This window comes from Acidobacteriota bacterium (genome assembly GCA_016715115.1).
Classification (GTDB): Bacteria; Acidobacteriota; Blastocatellia; order Pyrinomonadales; family Pyrinomonadaceae; genus JAFDVJ01.
Map to the genome: position 1 here is coordinate 947,678 of JADKBM010000016.1, position 16,135 is coordinate 963,812.

The 16,135-nt window shown below is 55.4% G+C and carries 18 protein-coding genes; 8 read left to right on the plus strand and 10 right to left on the minus strand.

Annotated features, from left to right (window positions below):
* The first annotated feature begins 10 nt into the window (after positions 1-10).
* The 7 genes from hisH to IPN69_22085 all read left to right on the plus strand — a co-directional run bounded on the left by hisH (position 11) and on the right by IPN69_22085 (position 9,108).
* Positions 11-601, plus strand: coding sequence for an imidazole glycerol phosphate synthase subunit HisH (hisH, locus tag IPN69_22055; GenBank protein ID MBK8813391.1), 591 nt, complete (start codon positions 11-13; stop codon positions 599-601).
* A 67-nt stretch (positions 602-668) separates the two neighbouring features.
* Positions 669-1,400, plus strand: a complete 732-nt coding sequence (gene hisA / locus IPN69_22060; protein MBK8813392.1) for a 1-(5-phosphoribosyl)-5-[(5-phosphoribosylamino)methylideneamino]imidazole-4-carboxamide isomerase — start codon at positions 669-671, stop codon at positions 1,398-1,400.
* 21 nt (positions 1,401-1,421) lie between these two features.
* On the plus strand, positions 1,422-2,183 hold the full coding sequence (gene hisF / locus IPN69_22065) for an imidazole glycerol phosphate synthase subunit HisF (GenBank protein MBK8813393.1): 762 nt from the start codon (positions 1,422-1,424) through the stop codon (positions 2,181-2,183).
* A complete protein-coding gene (locus tag IPN69_22070) occupies positions 2,180-2,776 on the plus strand; it encodes a bifunctional phosphoribosyl-AMP cyclohydrolase/phosphoribosyl-ATP diphosphatase HisIE (GenBank protein MBK8813394.1) in 597 nt (198 codons plus the stop codon). The genes hisF and IPN69_22070 overlap by 4 nt, the downstream gene beginning before the upstream one ends.
* Before the next feature lie 171 nt (positions 2,777-2,947).
* Positions 2,948-6,133, plus strand: a complete 3,186-nt coding sequence (locus IPN69_22075) for a PD40 domain-containing protein (protein ID MBK8813395.1) — start codon at positions 2,948-2,950, stop codon at positions 6,131-6,133.
* A gap of 340 nt (positions 6,134-6,473) precedes the next feature.
* Positions 6,474-7,862, plus strand: coding sequence for a hypothetical protein (locus IPN69_22080; GenBank protein MBK8813396.1), 1,389 nt, complete (start codon positions 6,474-6,476; stop codon positions 7,860-7,862).
* A gap of 586 nt (positions 7,863-8,448) precedes the next feature.
* Positions 8,449-9,108, plus strand: coding sequence for a TrkA family potassium uptake protein (locus IPN69_22085; GenBank protein ID MBK8813397.1), 660 nt, complete (start codon positions 8,449-8,451; stop codon positions 9,106-9,108).
* Positions 9,109-9,637: 529 nt separating this feature from the next.
* Here IPN69_22085 and IPN69_22090 read toward each other — a convergent pair.
* From IPN69_22090 to lipA, 4 genes are read right to left on the minus strand one after another with little or no spacing between them, the layout of a single operon-like run.
* Positions 9,638-10,390, minus strand: coding sequence for a hypothetical protein (locus IPN69_22090; GenBank protein MBK8813398.1), 753 nt, complete (start codon positions 10,388-10,390; stop codon positions 9,638-9,640).
* Complete coding sequence (locus tag IPN69_22095; protein ID MBK8813399.1) at positions 10,387-10,944, minus strand: GNAT family N-acetyltransferase; 558 nt, start codon at positions 10,942-10,944, stop codon at positions 10,387-10,389. Before IPN69_22095 ends, IPN69_22090 begins: the two co-directional genes overlap by 4 nt.
* Positions 10,945-10,952: 8 nt before the next feature.
* On the minus strand, positions 10,953-11,438 hold the full coding sequence (locus IPN69_22100; GenBank protein ID MBK8813400.1) for a hypothetical protein: 486 nt from the start codon (positions 11,436-11,438) through the stop codon (positions 10,953-10,955).
* Between the two features lie 3 nt (positions 11,439-11,441).
* Entirely contained in the window at positions 11,442-12,374 is a 933-nt protein-coding gene (lipA, locus tag IPN69_22105) for a lipoyl synthase (protein MBK8813401.1), read from the minus strand.
* Between lipA and IPN69_22110 the strand changes: the two genes are divergently transcribed.
* A complete protein-coding gene (locus IPN69_22110; GenBank protein MBK8813402.1) occupies positions 12,352-12,603 on the plus strand; it encodes a hypothetical protein in 252 nt (83 codons plus the stop codon). The genes lipA and IPN69_22110 overlap by 23 nt on opposite strands.
* On the opposite strand, the gene sodX is transcribed toward IPN69_22110, so the two are convergent.
* The 6 genes from sodX to IPN69_22140 all read right to left on the minus strand — a co-directional run bounded on the left by sodX (position 12,600) and on the right by IPN69_22140 (position 16,095).
* Positions 12,600-12,935, minus strand: coding sequence for a nickel-type superoxide dismutase maturation protease (gene sodX, locus IPN69_22115; GenBank protein ID MBK8813403.1), 336 nt, complete (start codon positions 12,933-12,935; stop codon positions 12,600-12,602). The two genes, IPN69_22110 and sodX, sit on opposite strands and share 4 nt — an antisense overlap.
* A 120-nt stretch (positions 12,936-13,055) precedes the next feature.
* Positions 13,056-13,790, minus strand: coding sequence for a hypothetical protein (locus tag IPN69_22120; protein ID MBK8813404.1), 735 nt, complete (start codon positions 13,788-13,790; stop codon positions 13,056-13,058).
* A gap of 129 nt (positions 13,791-13,919) precedes the next feature.
* Positions 13,920-14,369 (minus strand): superoxide dismutase, Ni, encoded by a 450-nt coding sequence (gene sodN / locus IPN69_22125; protein MBK8813405.1) that lies wholly within the window; start codon positions 14,367-14,369, stop codon positions 13,920-13,922.
* 53 nt (positions 14,370-14,422) lie between these two features.
* Positions 14,423-14,755 (minus strand): (2Fe-2S)-binding protein, encoded by a 333-nt coding sequence (locus IPN69_22130; GenBank protein ID MBK8813406.1) that lies wholly within the window; start codon positions 14,753-14,755, stop codon positions 14,423-14,425.
* Positions 14,756-14,850: 95 nt separating this feature from the next.
* Positions 14,851-15,639: a tRNA pseudouridine(38-40) synthase TruA gene (gene truA, locus IPN69_22135; GenBank protein ID MBK8813407.1), complete on the minus strand. Its 789-nt coding sequence runs from the start codon at positions 15,637-15,639 to the stop codon at positions 14,851-14,853.
* A gap of 66 nt (positions 15,640-15,705) precedes the next feature.
* On the minus strand, positions 15,706-16,095 hold the full coding sequence (locus IPN69_22140; GenBank protein ID MBK8813408.1) for an acyl-CoA thioesterase: 390 nt from the start codon (positions 16,093-16,095) through the stop codon (positions 15,706-15,708).
* Between the last annotated feature and the right edge of the window lie 40 nt (positions 16,096-16,135).

The window sequence follows — 16,135 nt, forward strand, 5'->3', positions numbered from 1 at the left end:
GAATAAATGAATGAATATCGCGATCGTCAAATACAACGCCGGCAACGTCGAATCGGTGCGCAACGCGCTCAAGCGGCTCGGCGTTGAATCGGTCCTGACGGATGACGCCGAAACGTTGCGGGCCGCGGACCGCGTCATCTTTCCGGGCGTTGGCGAAGCGTCGTCGGCAATGCGCCATTTGCGCGAAACCGGGCTTGACGAGGTGATACGCTCGCTCAAGCGACCGGTTCTCGGGATCTGTCTCGGGATGCAGCTTTTATGCGGATCTTCTGCCGAGAACGAGACCGAATGCCTTGGCATTCTTCCGCACCGCGTGCGCCGTTTCGAGTCGGATACCCTGAAGATTCCGCACATCGGCTGGAACAATATTCACGGACTTCGGGGACGGCTTTTCGATGGGATCGAAGAGAGTTCGTATGTCTATTTCGTCCACGGTTTCTACGTCGAACGTGGGTCCGATACGACCGCGAAGTGTCTTTACGGCTGCGAGTTCTCGGCGGCTGTCGAACACGCGAACTTCTTCGCGACGCAGTTTCATCCGGAGAAATCCGGCGGCACGGGAGCGAAGATCCTGGCGAATTTCTTGTCGATCGAGGTTTAGCGCGCCGCGCGTCTCACTGCTTTTCGCGGCTTTCGCGGGCAGGAAATTGCCCGGGAGGTTTTAGGTAATGGAGATTATTCCCGCAATTGATCTCATCGACGGCCGCTGCGTGCGGCTCGCACAGGGTGATTTTGACCGCGAGACGATTTACAGCGACGACCCGGTCGAGGTAGCTTTGTCGTTCGAGGCCAACGGCTTCGAACGATTGCATATGGTCGATCTTGACGGTGCGAAACGCGGGCGACTCGCGAATCTCGCCGTTCTCGAGCGCGTTGCCGACGCGACGAATCTGACGATCGATTTCGGAGGCGGAATCAAAACCGACGCCGACGTGCAAAGCGTCTTTGACGCCGGTGCGGCGATCGCGGCCGTTGGGAGCGTTGCCGTCAAATCGCCCGAATTGTTCGGCGGCTGGCTCGAACGGTTCGGCGGTGAGCGGATTCTGCTCGGTGCGGATGTCCGCGGACGAAATCTCGCGATCAACGGCTGGCAGACCGAGACCGAGATCGAAGTGATCGGATTTCTTCGAAGCTGGGTCGGCCGAGGCGCGAAAATGGCGTTCGTCACCGATATTGCCAAGGACGGATTGCTTCAAGGGCCGTCGGTAAAATTGTACGGCGAAATCATTGAAGCGATTCCGAAACTCGAACTGATCGCTTCGGGCGGCGTTTCGTCGAATGCCGATCTGAAGGCGCTCGAAGCGATCGGCTGCCGCTCCGCGATCGTTGGAAAAGCCCTGTACGAAGGTGCGCTGAGTTTCGCCCTAAAGCGGCCGGACGCCGCGAACGAAACCGCCTGAACGTGTAACTTAGAACTCGCAATGCTTGCAAAACGAATAATTCCCTGTCTTGACGTCAAAGACGGCCGCACCGTCAAGGGCACGAACTTCGCCGATCTGCGCGACGCCGGCGACGCCGTTGAACTCGCTCGTTCGTATTGCGCGCGCGGCGCGGACGAACTTGTCTTTCTCGACATCACGGCAACCAACGAAAAACGACGGACGCTCGCCGGTCTCGTCAAACGCGTCGCCGCCGAACTGAACATTCCGTTTACTGTCGGCGGTGGCATCAACTCGATCGCCGACATCGAGATACTGCTGGCGTCGGGGGCCGACAAGGTTTCGATAAACACGGCGGCGGTCAAAGATCCGGAATTGCTGACCGAAGCGGCGAACCGATTCGGATCGCAATGCGTCGTGCTCGCAATCGACGCCAAGCCCGCCGGCGCCGATTGGAAGGTTTTTCTGAACGGCGGGCGGGTCGCCACCGAACTCGATGCGGTCGATTGGGCGAAGCGCGGCGCGTCTCTCGGAGCAGGCGAGATCCTGTTGACCTCGATGGCCGCCGACGGCACGCGAAACGGTTTTGAGATCGAACTGACGCGGCGAGTTTCCGAGGCCGTGAAGGTTCCGGTGATCGCGTCGGGCGGCGCCGGCACGATGCAGCATTTCGCGGAAGTTTTCACCGACGGCAAGGCAGATGCAGCGCTCGCGGCAAGCATTTTTCATTTCGGCGAGATCGGGATCCCGGAGTTGAAGTCGTTTCTCGCGAGTCGCGGAATTGAGGTCAGAGGTCAGAGATGAAATTGGATTTTGAAAAATACGCAGACAAGCTAGCACCGGCGATCGTTCAGGATTCCGTGACCGATAAGGTTCTGATGCTCGGGTTTATGAACGAGGAAGCGCTCGCGAGAACGATCGAAACGAACCGTGTGACCTTTTTTTCCCGGTCGCGTCAAACTCTCTGGACGAAGGGCGAAACGAGCGGGAATTCTCTCAAGGTCGTCCGGATCCTTGCCGACTGCGATAACGACACGCTGCTGATAAAGGCCGAGCCCGCGGGTCCGGTTTGCCACACCGGCGCGGACACTTGCTTCGACGAACCCAATCGCAAGGACGACGTGTTGTCCGAGTTGGAAGCGTTGATCCGTGACCGGAAGCGGAACCCAAAGCCTGAGGCTTACACGTCAAAACTCTTCGCCCGCGGGATGAACAAGATCGCTCAGAAGGTCGGCGAAGAAGCTGTCGAACTGGTGATCGAAGCGAAGGACGACAATCGTGAACTCTTCCTTAACGAATCGGCCGACCTGTTGTTTCATATGCTGGTGCTGTTCGCCGCGAAAGACGTCACGGTTGACGATGTCCTCGAGGTTCTTCGGTCGCGCCGACTCGCTTGATGAACCGACTGCCTTCAATCAAGGCGATGAAATCTAATACCATCAGCCGTAGACTGTTGCGATCGTCGCCTCCGATAACTTTTCGATCGAGTCAAACGTATCACGATTAATTCCGCAAACAGTTGCCATCGGCGGATGACTTTGATTCCCCTGTTCCGCTAAAAAGAAACTATGAGATTCCGAACTTCCCTTTTCGTCGTGTTTTTGTTTGCCGCAAATTCGTTTGCCGCGCCGTATCTGACCGAACCTTCGTTCTCGCCAGACCGCAAGGAAATTGCGTTCGTTTCGGGCGGCGACGTCTGGACCGTTCCGTCCGACGGCGGAACCGCTTCGTTGCTCGTCTCGCACCCGGCGAACGAGTCGCGGCCGATGTTCTCTCCCGACGGCAAACGGCTCGCGTTCGTTTCGAACCGCACCGGAGCCGGAGACATCTACATACTCAACCTCGAAACGAGCGACCTTCAGCGGTTGACCTTCGACGATTGGAACGACCAAATCGACGCTTGGTCGCGCGACGGAAACTGGATATATTTCTCATCGGCGAGCAAGGACATCGCCGGGATGAACGACATCTTTCGCGTCGCCTCGGCCGGCGGGACGCCGCAACAGGTTTCGGCGGACCGCTACACGAACGAATTCTGGTCGACGAACCTCGCCGACGGCTCGATAATCTTCTCGGCCCGCGGGATCTCGAACTCGCAATGGTGGAGGAAAGGCCGGAGCCACATCGACGAATCCGAGGTCTGGCAGAAATCGGGCGACAAGTACGAACAGTTGGCTCCGCGCGGCGCGAAACAGCTATGGGTTGCGGCGACTGCGGACGGATCGAAGATCTTCTACGTTTCCGACCGCGGCGGCGCGCAGAACGTCTGGTCGCAGCCGAGAGGCGGCGCGGCGAAACAGCTCACCAATTTCACCGATGGTCGCGTGTTGTGGATGAGCCTCGCGTACGACGGCAAAGAGATCGTTTTCGAACGCAACTTCCGTATCTGGAAGATGAACTCGGACGGCGGAAAAGCGTCCGAAGTTCCGATCACTCTTCGCGGCGCGCCGGTAAATCCGATCGCCGAGCGCATCACCCTGTCAACGCAGATCCGCGAGTTTGCGCTGTCGCCCGACGGAAAAAAGATCGCGGTGACAGCGCGGGGCGAGGTTTTCGCCGTTTCGGCAAAAGAAGGCGGGGACGCCGTTCGCGTCACCAACACAATCGCCGCCGAGTCTTCCGTCAACTGGTCGAGCGACAGCAAACGGGTCGTTTACGCGTCCGAACGGAACGGCGCGATGGAACTTTTCCAGTACGACTTCGCGACCGAGTCCGAAACTCAGTTGACGCGCGGCACGAATCAGGATTTCGCGCCGCTCTTTTCGCCGGACGGCAAGAACATCGCATTCATCCGCAACGGCCGGGCCCTGTTTGTTTATGACACCGAGAAGAAACAAGAGCGGGAGCTGGCCAAAATGTTCAGCGACCTTCCGCCGCTCATCGGCGGCGGCACGCTGGCCTGGTCGCCGGACAGCAAATGGATCGCTTTTCTAACCTATTCGCCGCAAACACGTTCGTACACCAATGTTTCGTTAGTTTCCCTCGCCGGCCGCGGTGCGCAGCCGGTAAGTTTCCTCGCCAATTCCAATTCCGGATCGCTCTCCTGGAGCCCGGACGGGTCATATCTGCTGTTCGACACGTCGCAGCGGACCGAAGACGGATTCATCGCCCGCGTCGATCTCAAACTCCGTTCGCCGAAGTTCCGCGAAGATCAGTTCCGCGACTTTTTCAAACAGGAAAATCCGAAGGACCGGCAACCGCCGACACCTTCAACGACACCGGCGGTTTCGGATTCCCGCGGGACCAACGCGTCGGCCGTTGAAAAAAAGGATGAATCGAAACAGACGGAAATTGTCTTCGAAGACATTCGCCGCCGTTTGAGCATTCTCCGTCCGGGAATCAGTATCAACGAACAGACGATCAGCCCGGACGGAAAGACGCTTCTGGTGACGGCCTCGGCCGAGGGCCAGTTCAACCTTTACACCATAAATCTCGACGAACTCGCGACCGACACGTCGGCTCGTCAATTGACCTCGACTTCCGGATTCAAGTCGAACGCGCAGTTCACGCCCGATTCGAAAGAAGTTTACTTTCTTGAGAACGGCCGCATCAACAGTGTCAACCTTGAACGCCGCGAGCTTCGTCCGGTCAGCGCAACGGTCGAGATGACGGTCAATTTCGCCCAAGAGAAGATGGAGATCTTCAAGCAGGGCTGGCGCTATATGCGGGATCACTTCTACGATGAAAAGTATCATGGTGCCGACTGGAACGCGGTTTACGCAACCTACGAAACTTTGATTCGAAGCGCTCGGACGACCGACGAGGTTCGCCGCTTGATGAGCCTGATGGTCGGCGAACTGAACGCGTCGCATCTCGGCGTAACGGGCACCTCGGCCTTCACTGCCGCGCCGGTCGGAAAGCTTGGACTTCGCTTCGACCGCGCCGAATATGAAACGAACGGTCGGCTTAGAATTACGGAGATCATCGCTCTCAGTCCGGCAGCGATCGTCCGGTCGATCGGCATCGGCGAATATCTGCAAGGTATCGACGGAGTCGCGATCACGAATCGGACGAACCTGGATGAGCTTCTCGAAAACAAGACCGGCAAACGCGTTTCGCTGACAGTCTCGAAATCCGCCGACGGCTCCGACAAACGCGAGGTCATCGTTAAACCGATTTCGACCGGCGCCGAGAAGAACCTTCTTTATCGACAGTGGGTCGAGGCGAATCGCGCGTATGTCGACAAGATCAGCGGCGGAAAGCTCGGTTACGTGCACCTGCCGGATATGGGCGGAGGAACGCTGGAACAACTTTATGTCGATCTCGACGCGGAGAATCAGGCAAAAGACGGTGTCGTCATCGACGTCCGCAACAACAACGGCGGTTTCATCAATCCCTACGTCATCGATGTTCTTTCGCGTCGCGGTTATCTGACGATGCGCGAACGCGGTCTGTGGAACGTCCCGGCCCGGTCCGCACTCGGTCAGCGCGCGCTTGAGCGGCCGACGGTTTTGATCACGAACCAGCATTCGCTCTCCGACGCCGAAGATCTCACGGAAGGTTATCGGGTGCTGAAACTCGGGAAGGTCGTCGGCGAACCGACCGCCGGTTGGATCATCTACACGTGGAACGCCGGATTGTTCGACGGCACGACGATCCGTTTGCCCAGGCAACTCGTGCTCGGAACCGACGGCAAAAATATGGAACTCAATCCGCGTCCCGTTGACGCGGCGGTGACGCGGCCGATCGGCGAAACAACAACTGGAAGAGATTCGCAGCTCGACCGCGCCGTTCGCGAGCTTTTGGGGAATTAACCCGGATGGAAAATATAGCCCGCGAATTTTCGCGAATCAGCGCGAATCCGATTTAGGACTATTGCGACGCCCGTATTTCGTTGCGTGCATCGGCAAGAACACGAACCGTCTCAGCCGGAAACAAATTAGCGGCGATTCGCGAATATTCGCGGGCGTAATCCTGCCGCGTGATTTGGGATGAATTGACAGGGAGACGGATCGATGCCAATCAGCAACCGGTCTCACGGCGGAAGTAGACGAAATCCGAAGAAAGATTCGCCGGCAGCTCCTTTGTCGCGCAATCTGGCATCAACGCTTGACAGTTCCGGGTTCAGGATTCATCTTGGACTCGGAATCAAAGATGGTTAAGGCCTTTTTCCGACAGTTCTTTACGCCGACGCGCGTGACCGTGACGAGTTTTTCGATTCTCGTCACGGTCGGAACGATTTTGCTATGGTCGCCGATCTCGTCTGCCTCGCGCATTTGGCTCCATCCGGTCGACGCCTTGTTTATCGCGACCTCGGCCGTCTGCGTCACCGGGCTTTCGCCGATCGATATCAGCAAGGAATTCTCGCTTTTCGGACAGGTCGTCGTCCTCGTGCTGATGCAGCTTGGCGGGCTCGGACTGATGACGTTCACGACGACGCTTTATATCTGGCTCGGCGAGCGAATGTCGATCACCGAGAAACTCACCGTTCAGGACAGTCTGCTTCCGGATTCCAAGACCCCGATCAAGAAGATCCTCGTTTACGTTTTTGCTTTCACCTTCGGCGTCGAGGCCGTCGGGACGCTTCTGCTGGCCGTCTATTGGTCACTGACCGGGAGGTTCGAAACACACGCTGAGTCGCTGTGGTTCGCGCTTTTTCATTCGGTTTCCGCGTTCACGAACGGTTCGATCGCGCTTTTTTCGAACAGTCTGATCGACTTCCAGCGCGACTATTTCGTAATGTTTGTGATCTCGAGCCTGATCTTTCTCGGCGGTCTCGGCTTTCTGGTCGTTTTTGAATTGAAGGAATTCGTCCACCGGCGCCTGATCGAAAAGTCGCGCTACTTCCGAATCGGCGTCCAGTCACGAATCACCTTGATCACGACGGCGTGTTTGATCGTCGGTGGCACGATCGCCATTTTTGCGCTTGAAAGGAACGGGGTTTTCGCCGATCTGACCACCGACGAAGCGTTGATGAACTCGTATTTCTTCTCGATCGTTCCGCGAACCGCCGGATTCAACACCGTTCCGATGAGCGGATTCGGCGGCGCCACGAACTACCTGTTTGCGATCCTGATGTTTATCGGAGCGAGTCCGGGTTCGACCGGCGGCGGCATCAAGACGACGACCTTCGGATTGTTGGTTGCGTATTCGATCGCGAGGTTTCGGGGCAAGTCCCGGCTTGATCTGTGGAATCGAACGATACCGCAGTCATCGATCGACAAGGCGACGGCGGTTGTTGTCGCATCGGCGGCGACCGTTTTGATCGCGACGATGATTCTGATGGTTACGGAAACCCGCGGACTGAGTGCCGCCGAAAGCCAAGCGCGTCTGATGCCGGTCTTGTTCGAAACGATCTCGGCGTTCGGGACGGTGGGACTTTCGCTTGATTTCACGCCGCAACTCTCAGCGGTCGGAAAACTGATCTTGTCGTTCGTGATGTTCGTCGGACGCGTCGGCGCGATCACGCTCGCACTGGCGATCAGTGTCAGCGCGCGATCCGAGAAGTTTTCCTATGCTGAAGAGAACATAATGATTGGATGATTCGATTTGGGATTTGGGATTTGGGATTGGGGATTTGGGATTGGGGATTTCAAGATTCCAGGAATTCCAAGGAATCGACCGATTCCGAAGGGACTTGAAACTGACTTGACTCTCTGAGAATCTCTCTGGAACCTCCTGAATGCCGGAATCGGGAGCTTTGAAAAACCGACATGAAGGAAGCAAATCGCGTTTCGTCCAGAACACAGATTGGCGGGATGTAGCGGATTTGTTTCACTCGATTGAGACAGAACTCAATGGAGAAGAAAAGGATTTCAAGCAACGCTAAGTTCGAAGTATTCTCCCGCATCTATCTGTGTTCTGTCAGAAACGGCTCCCTGGGCCGACGTTGAGTAGGTTTTTCAACATTCCCGAATCTGGAATCTTCGAATCTTGGACACCGGAACCAGGAATCCGGGAGCTTTTTGGAATCGGGAATTTTTGGAATCTGGAATTTTTGGAATCTGGAATTTTTGGAATCGGGAATTTTTGGAATCTGGAATTTTTGGAATCTGGAATTTTTGGAATCTGGAATTTTTGGAATCCGGAATTCCTGAATTCCGGAACTGAATGAATTGGAATTTCGAGTATGAAAAGATTTGCTGTAATCGGGATCGGACATTTCGGCGCAACGACGGCGCGGACGCTTTTTGAAACGGGCGCCGAAGTGGTTGCGATCGACAACAACAAAGAGGCCGTACAGGACGCGGCCGAATTCTCGACACAGGCGATCTTCGCGGACGCCACCGACAAGCGCGCGATTCAGTCGCTCGGACTCGACGACGTCGATGTCGCGATCGTCAGCCTCGGCGAACGAATGGACGTGATCACGCTGGTCGCGCTCCACCTTATCGAGCTCGGTGTTGCGTACACCTGCGTCAAAGCGCTCTCGGACGACCACGCGAAGATTCTTCGCGCGATCGGCGTCAACGAGATAATCCACCCTGAAGAGGAGTCCGCGCTGCGGCTTGCGATGCGACTTTCACTCAACAATGTTACGGATTTTCTGCCGATGCTCTCGGGTTATTCGGTAGTTTCAATGCAGGCGACTCCGTCCGTCGCCGGAAAACGCATCGGCGATCTCGAAACACAGAACATTCAGATCGTGGCAATTCAACGCATCGGCGAAACCCGGCCGACCCTTGTCCCTTCGGACGACCAACTGATCGCCGAGAACGACGTCCTGATCCTGATCGGGGAGAACAACGAGATCACCAGGTTTACCGAAATCTACTGTCGGGAAAGATGAACCGCGGGGGAACGGAGAAGTGAGAACGGAGAAGTGAGAACGGAGAGGTGAGAAGTGAAAACGGAGAACTGAGAAGTGAAAACGGAGAGGTGAGAAGTGAGAACTGAGAACTGGGAACGGAGAACTGAGAAGTGAAAACGGAGAACTGAGAAGTGAGAACTGAGAAGTGAGAACTGAGAACTGGGAACGGAGAACTGAGCTGAGCAATGATCGGATTAGTCTTCCGTTTTCACTTCTCAGTTCTCCGTTTTCACTTCTCACTTCTCACTTCTCAGTTCTCCGTTTTCACTTCTCAGTTCTCCGTTCTCACTTCTCCGTTCTCACTTCTCACTTCTCACTTCTCAGTTCTCCGTTTTCACTTCTCAGTTCTCCGTTCTCACTTCTCCGTTCTCACTTCTCACTTCTCACTTCTCAGTTCTCACTTCCCAGTTCTCACATCTCCGTTCTCAGTTCCCAGTTCCCAGTTCTCAGTTCTCAGTTCTCAGTTCTCACTTCTCCGTTCCCAGTTCTCACTTCCCAGTTCCCAGTCTCACTTCCCAACCCCGCATTCCGACTTCCGCGCGATCCAGGTAAGGCCTTTCGACGTTATCGACACGACATCGATCGGAGGACCGACATATTCTTCGCGGGCGGCGATCTGAATCTCGACCAGCTTTCGAACACCGGCAGCAAGCCCCTGATTCCAAAAGTCCTTTGTCTCTTCCGGCAATCCGTCAATAGCTTCAGTTTCGCCAAGAAATCGAGTCACGTTGGTCCCTTTGCATTTTGCGTCGCAGTCGTTCTTTGAGACGATCACGCCAATCGAACCGTCGGCAATCTGGCCGATCCTGAACTGACGAACCAACAGAACCGGCTTCTTCTTTTCAAAGCCGGCGACCAAGATCCGGAGAAACGTCCGGCCTTCGATCTTTTCGCGATAAGTTACGAAACTGTTTTGTTTGAGAAGCGGAAGCTCGACGTTCAGCCTTTCGACGATGGTCGCGGCGAGAATTTCGACCTTTTCAGCGATCGGCTTTTTCGAATTCTGTTCGAGCGACCCGGCCACTATCTCCGGGACGTCGAACCCCGTCTGCGTGTCGCGCGCGAAACCCGCATAGGCGAAGACAACCCCGCCGGCGGAGATGATCTTGCACGCGAACTTGGCCTTTGTGTTTCCGAAAGTATCCGTGACTTTGCTGTCGGCGCCGATGACGATCTCTTTTTTCGTCTTGACGGCCACGATCGTCGTTGCGCCGCCGGTCGCGGCAAGGATCAGGATCAAAGCGATGAGTCTAAGCGTCATTCCTTTACGAACAGGTTGAGTTCTTCGTCGCTACCCGGCAAGACAACGGATTCGCGAAACACGAATCCGAGTTTTCCGAGCAGTTTGACCGAGTTTTCGTTGTCGAACGTCGTGATCGCCATCGGCCGTTCGATTCCGAGCGTCTCGCGCCCGTATTCGAGAACGGCCGACGCCGATTCGAACGCGTAGCCGCGACCCTCGTATTGCGGCAAGAAGGCGAATCCGATGTCGGGATGTTCGAGGCCCGCGCGGCGGACGAACCCGCAAATGCCGATTGCCCGATTTTGGATTTTCGATTTTGGATTTCGGATAGACTCCGAGTTCAGCTCGGCGTCTTCCTTCATATCGACAGCGTAGAGGCCGTAACCGTGATCGCGATAGCTTTGGCGATAGCGGTTTTCGATGAAATCGCTCGCCTCAGCCGCCGATCGAACTCCGCGGTCGCCGATATACCGGATAAATGAAGGCTGATTCAGGAGATCGTTTATGAACTCGCCATCGGTCGAAGCATCAAGCTCGCGGATGATCAGTCGTTCGGTTTCGAGGATCTTCATAAAGCGGATCAGCAGACGTTCAGTTGAGACACGATCTTGAACAATCGGCCGCGCCTGAAAAAGAAGTTGGCGGAACCATCGCCGATCGCGTACACGAGGAATCGATTCCGGGCTTCGTTCTGCCAGCGCGCGGGGCCAAATTTGAGTCGGACAGCTAACGGGCTTGCCCCGATTCGAATGCCGCTCACCGACCATTTCCTTGACGTGATCGTCATCCTCGCGACAAATAGCCTTCCCTTCTCACGGTCCAGTTGCGATTCCAGCAATTCAAGAAGCAGCCCGCCGTAGCGCATATCCACGGAACGCTCGGCGCACGGATACTCACCGCCTTTTCGTGTCGAAAGAGGCTTTCCGATCCGGCCGAGGACACGCGCTTTCGACGTTCCGACTTCGACTCCTTTGGTCTTGACTCTTATGAATTGCTGCCCGAAAACATTTCCGGCGGCAAGGGTCAGGCCGAGAACCAGCATCGAAAGCGTGCGCTTCGTCAACATTTTTTACGTTGCCGGCGCTTCGCCGCTCTCGGTTTGCTGGCGCGCGTGATACGACGAACGTGTCAGCGGCGATGATTCGACGTGCTTGAAACCGAGATCGAGCCCGATCCGTTTCCACTCGGCGAACTCTTCGGGCGTAACGTAGCGTTCGACCGGCAACCGCTTTTCGTAGGGCTGCAGGTACTGACCGATGGTCATAATGTCGCACGACACCTTCCGCAGATCGCGCATCAGTTCGACGACCTCTTCAAACTCCTCGCCAAGCCCGGCCATAATTCCGCTTTTGGTCAGCATTCCGCGAAATTGCGTGTCACGATAATGCGCCGAGCGCTCTAGCAACTCAAGTGTTTGCTGATACTTAGCATCCGGACGCACGCGCCGGTAAAGCCGCGCGATCGTTTCGGTGTTGTGATTGAGAACATCCGGCCGCGCGGCGAGAACGTTGTTCAGCGCCTCTTCATCGCCGTTAAAATCCGGAATCAAAACCTCTATCTTGCACGTCGGATTTAGTTCGCGAACCTTCGTGATCGTTTCCGCCCAATGCATCGAACCGCCGTCCGGCAAATCGTCGCGGTTGACCGAAGTGATGACGGCGTGGGCCAAATTCAGATGCTCTACTGCCTGAGCGACGTTTGACGGTTCGAGCGGATCGAGATCCATCGGCTTGCCTTTGTTTACAGCGCAAAAACCGCAATGGCGCGTGCAGGTGTCGCCGCCGAGCATAAAGGTCGCGGTGCGGTCGGTCCAGCACTCGAAAATGTTCGGACAGCGCGCTTCTTGGCAAACGGTGTGCAGATTCAAACCGTCGATCAGTTTGAGTACCGCGTTTTGATTCGTCGGATCGCCGAGTTTGATACGCAACCAGTCCGGCTTCTTAAGCCGTTCCTTCTTCTTCCGAGAAACAAAGTTCTCGATGAGCACTTTTTCTTCGATCATAAAACCTCTGAAGGATACATTCTATCATTCGGGATGCGCTTCCAGAATTCCAGATTCCACGATTCAAGATCGAAAATTCAAGATTCCAAGATTTCAGATATTCCAGATTCCAAGATTCCAGTTATTCCAGATATTCCAGATTCCAGTTATTCCAGATATTCCAGATATTCCAGATTCCAAGATCCAAGATCCAAGACCAAAGATCCAAATTCCAAAATCCAAAATCTAAAATCGACAAGTCGCCCGCCCGAGAATATCCTCGGGCCTGATTGCCCCGAACGAGCGACTGTCGACGCTTTCCAGCGCATCGTCGCCGACCAGAAAATAGCGCCCGTCTTCGAGAATCTGGGCGACGCGTTTGATGATCTTGACGCTCGATTTGAAGGGATGATTTGCGAGCACGATGTCGCCGACGCGGATCTCGTCGTTGGGGCAGACCAGCACTCGATCGCCGTTTCGCAAGGCCGGATACATCGAATCGCCTTCGATCGACCAGACCTCCCGCCAGCCGAGAAACCAGGCGGTCTTTTCGAACCAATCAGCTTGTGGAAGCGAGTCCATCGGGATTTCGGATTTGGGATTTCGGATTTGGGATTTGGGGTTTGGCATTTGAATCGCCGAAAATCTCGGCTCAGTTTCCAATAGCGGAATCCGAAATCGCAAATCGCCATTCCGAGATCGCTATGCCGCCCAGCTTGTCAGCCAAGCCGCGAACGTCATCCATAATTCGGTGCCAGACAATGCCAGCCGAGCCGGATACGAGACGATCAGCAAGATCGCGCCCGCCAGGTACACCTTGTTGAAGCTCCCGATTCGCCAACGGTCATAAATCAAAAACGCTATCGCCAAAAGCGTCGGCACGCCGAGAAACACCAGCGGACCGGCGCTCAACACGAATTCGAATGGAAAACGTCCGATGGCCGGCGGCAGAAAGTTGAGCGCGGTCAGAAGAATCAGCCGTTTGTGTTCGGCCGGTCGTTTGCGGAAATAAACGGCTCCGCCGAAAAACAAACTGAAAAGCACGACGTCAAAGAAAGGGACGACAAGAAATCCGAGCGGCGGGAACCCGGGCGGAGTCGCATTCGACCCGAATTTCGCCGCCGCGACGCCGGTCAAGAAGCCGCTGACGACGATCACCGCCGCGAGCGCGGCGCCGAACCAGCCGAGTTTCATATGCAGCGCAACGCGTTTTGTTCGGATCATCCAGGTTTGAACCACGAACAAGACGATCCAAAGCGTCATCGCCAGACCGTGAATATGAACGAGCGTCGACGGAATCGGCGGTGCCGGGAAAAACTGTTTCAGGTAATACGTTCGCGAAAATCCGATCAAAACAATCATCGGAAACAGTATCGCGATCAGACCAAAGATCGCCCGTTCGTACTGACGGCGCTCGACGCCGGGATTAGCTGCCATTGATAAATTCCTCCGAATTTTCCCAGGCCGAAAAAGCGGGCGTTGGGGGTAATTGAACAAAAAATATAGGATTGCGAATCAAAGTTCAATCCGCAATCCAGAATCCCGAGTCTAAAATCCAGAATCGAACTAGCCCGCCGTATACCAGGCGACTTCACGATTCTTGGTCGCCCAGAAGATGTCATGGATCTCCTTGATCGCCGCCATCAGTTCGTTCGCGTGATCGAGGCTCACCTCGACCTTGCACGCCGAGCAAAGTTTCGCCGCTTTCCAGAACGTGTCGTGCAAGTTCGGATAGGCTTCGAGGTGAACGGGCTTGAAGTAATCTGTCCACAGGATCAGCAATTCTTCCTTTGCGAGACGCGCCTGCTCTTCTTTGACCACAATGTAACGCGTCAGCGTATTGTGGTACGCCGCCGATGCCGCCGCATCGCCGCCTTCGGGAACCTTCAGATCCAGGATCTTCTTCGTCATCGACAAAACTGCTTCGGCCGCAACCCGCGCCGAAGCCGAATCATAAATACCGCACGGCGCGTCGCAATGCGCCTCGGCAACTCCGATCGTTTTCTTGTTAAACATAATTCCTCTCCTTGTTCTCAAACCATCGCAAATCACAAATATCAATTTGCAGATTACTCTTCCGGCCTGCCGCCGGCATCAATGCCCTCGATGCTCGCCTGTCGGAGAACCTTCACGCGGAGATCGTCGTGCAAGCGAACCTGACACGAGAGACGCGTGTGATCGCCGAGATCCGCCTTCGACGCGAGGATCGCGTGTTCGGCCTCGTGAATCTCACCGGGATCGCCGGCCAGAATCTCGACACGACAGGTCGTGCAACGCGCGTTTCCCCCGCAACGATGCAAAATATCAACACCGTTGTCCTCAAGGCAAAGCACCAGTTTGCGTCCCGCCTTTGCTTCGAAGACGACGGTGCCGTTAGCCGTTTCAGCAGTAATTTTCGGCATAGCTTCCAATGAAAAACTCCTCTTTGTTATTTGAAAATCTTAATTATTGACTTTGGCACAAATCGGGCGAAATTTCCAGACGCAAAAGATCCGATTCAACGCACGGGAAACACGGATTTCGGCTCAAACCCCGGCTTCTCGCCCTTGTAGGTCACACTTTCGAGAAAGAGTCCCGACGGCGGCGAAGTGAATTTCGCCGGAACGTTCGACGGGAACTTCAAGAGCCTCTGAAATCCGTCATAGCCGAGGTTCCCGCGACCGACCTCGGCAAGCATTCCGGTAACGCGGCGGACCATTTTCCAAAGGAAATGGCTGGCGGCGATGCGAAAACAGATCAGATCGCCGTCAACGAAGATCTCCGAGCGTTCGACAACGACCGTGGTCGATTGCTTTTTGCCCTCTTCCTGCTCGCAAAACGACGCGAAGTCGTGCCGTCCGACAAGCATCTCGGCGGCGATCTGCATCGCTTTCGGATCCAACTGATCCTTGATCCACCAAACGAAATTCTTGCCGAACGCCGTGCGGCGTGTCGAGATCTGGTAAAGGTACGACCGCGAAACGGCGTCGTGGCGGGCGTTAAAATCATCCGGCGCGTTGAGAACCTTTTTGATGTTGATGTCGTGCGGCAAAAGGTCGTTGAAGCCGTGCTGAATCTGCCTCGGAGTAACGTTTGCCTTGAGTTCCGGCACCTTCAGATGCGCGATCTGCGCGATCGCGTGAACGCCCGCGTCCGTGCGGCCGGAGCCGCCGATCTCAACGCGCGATGAAAAGAGTTCGTGCGCCACAGCCATCAATTCGCCTTGCACGGATTTCGCGTTGTGCTGGATCTGCCAGCCGCGATAGCGGGTTCCCTCGTATTCAATTTCAAGTTTCCAGGTTGGCATTGTTCGATTTTGGATTTTCGGTTTTGGATTCTGCATTTTCCTTGAAATCCAAAACCCAAAAGTGAATCACTTCCCTATCTTCACTTTTTCGCGAAACTGATTGATCGCGACGTATACGACCTCCGCCTCGGTCACTCGGACGACGTGTCCCTGCGATCCGATGCGTTCGGCTTCGACGATGACCTTGATCGTGATCGACGTATTTCCGGTCTTCGTCGTTGTCGCATAGAAACTAACAAGATCGCCGACAAACACCGGTTCGTGAAAGATGACTTCTTTCATCGCGACGGTTACAAAACGATCGTGACCGGTGTGCCGGACCGCTTCGACGCCGCCGGCGACGTCGATGTAACTCAAGATGACGCCGCCGAAAATAGTTCCGTGCGCATTCGTATCGCGCGGCATCATCGTCAAACGAATCGCCGCGTTGCGAAGTCTTTCTGTAGTTTGTTCCATAAAACTGCTCCTGATTCGGATCCCGCAAAAGACGCGAAAG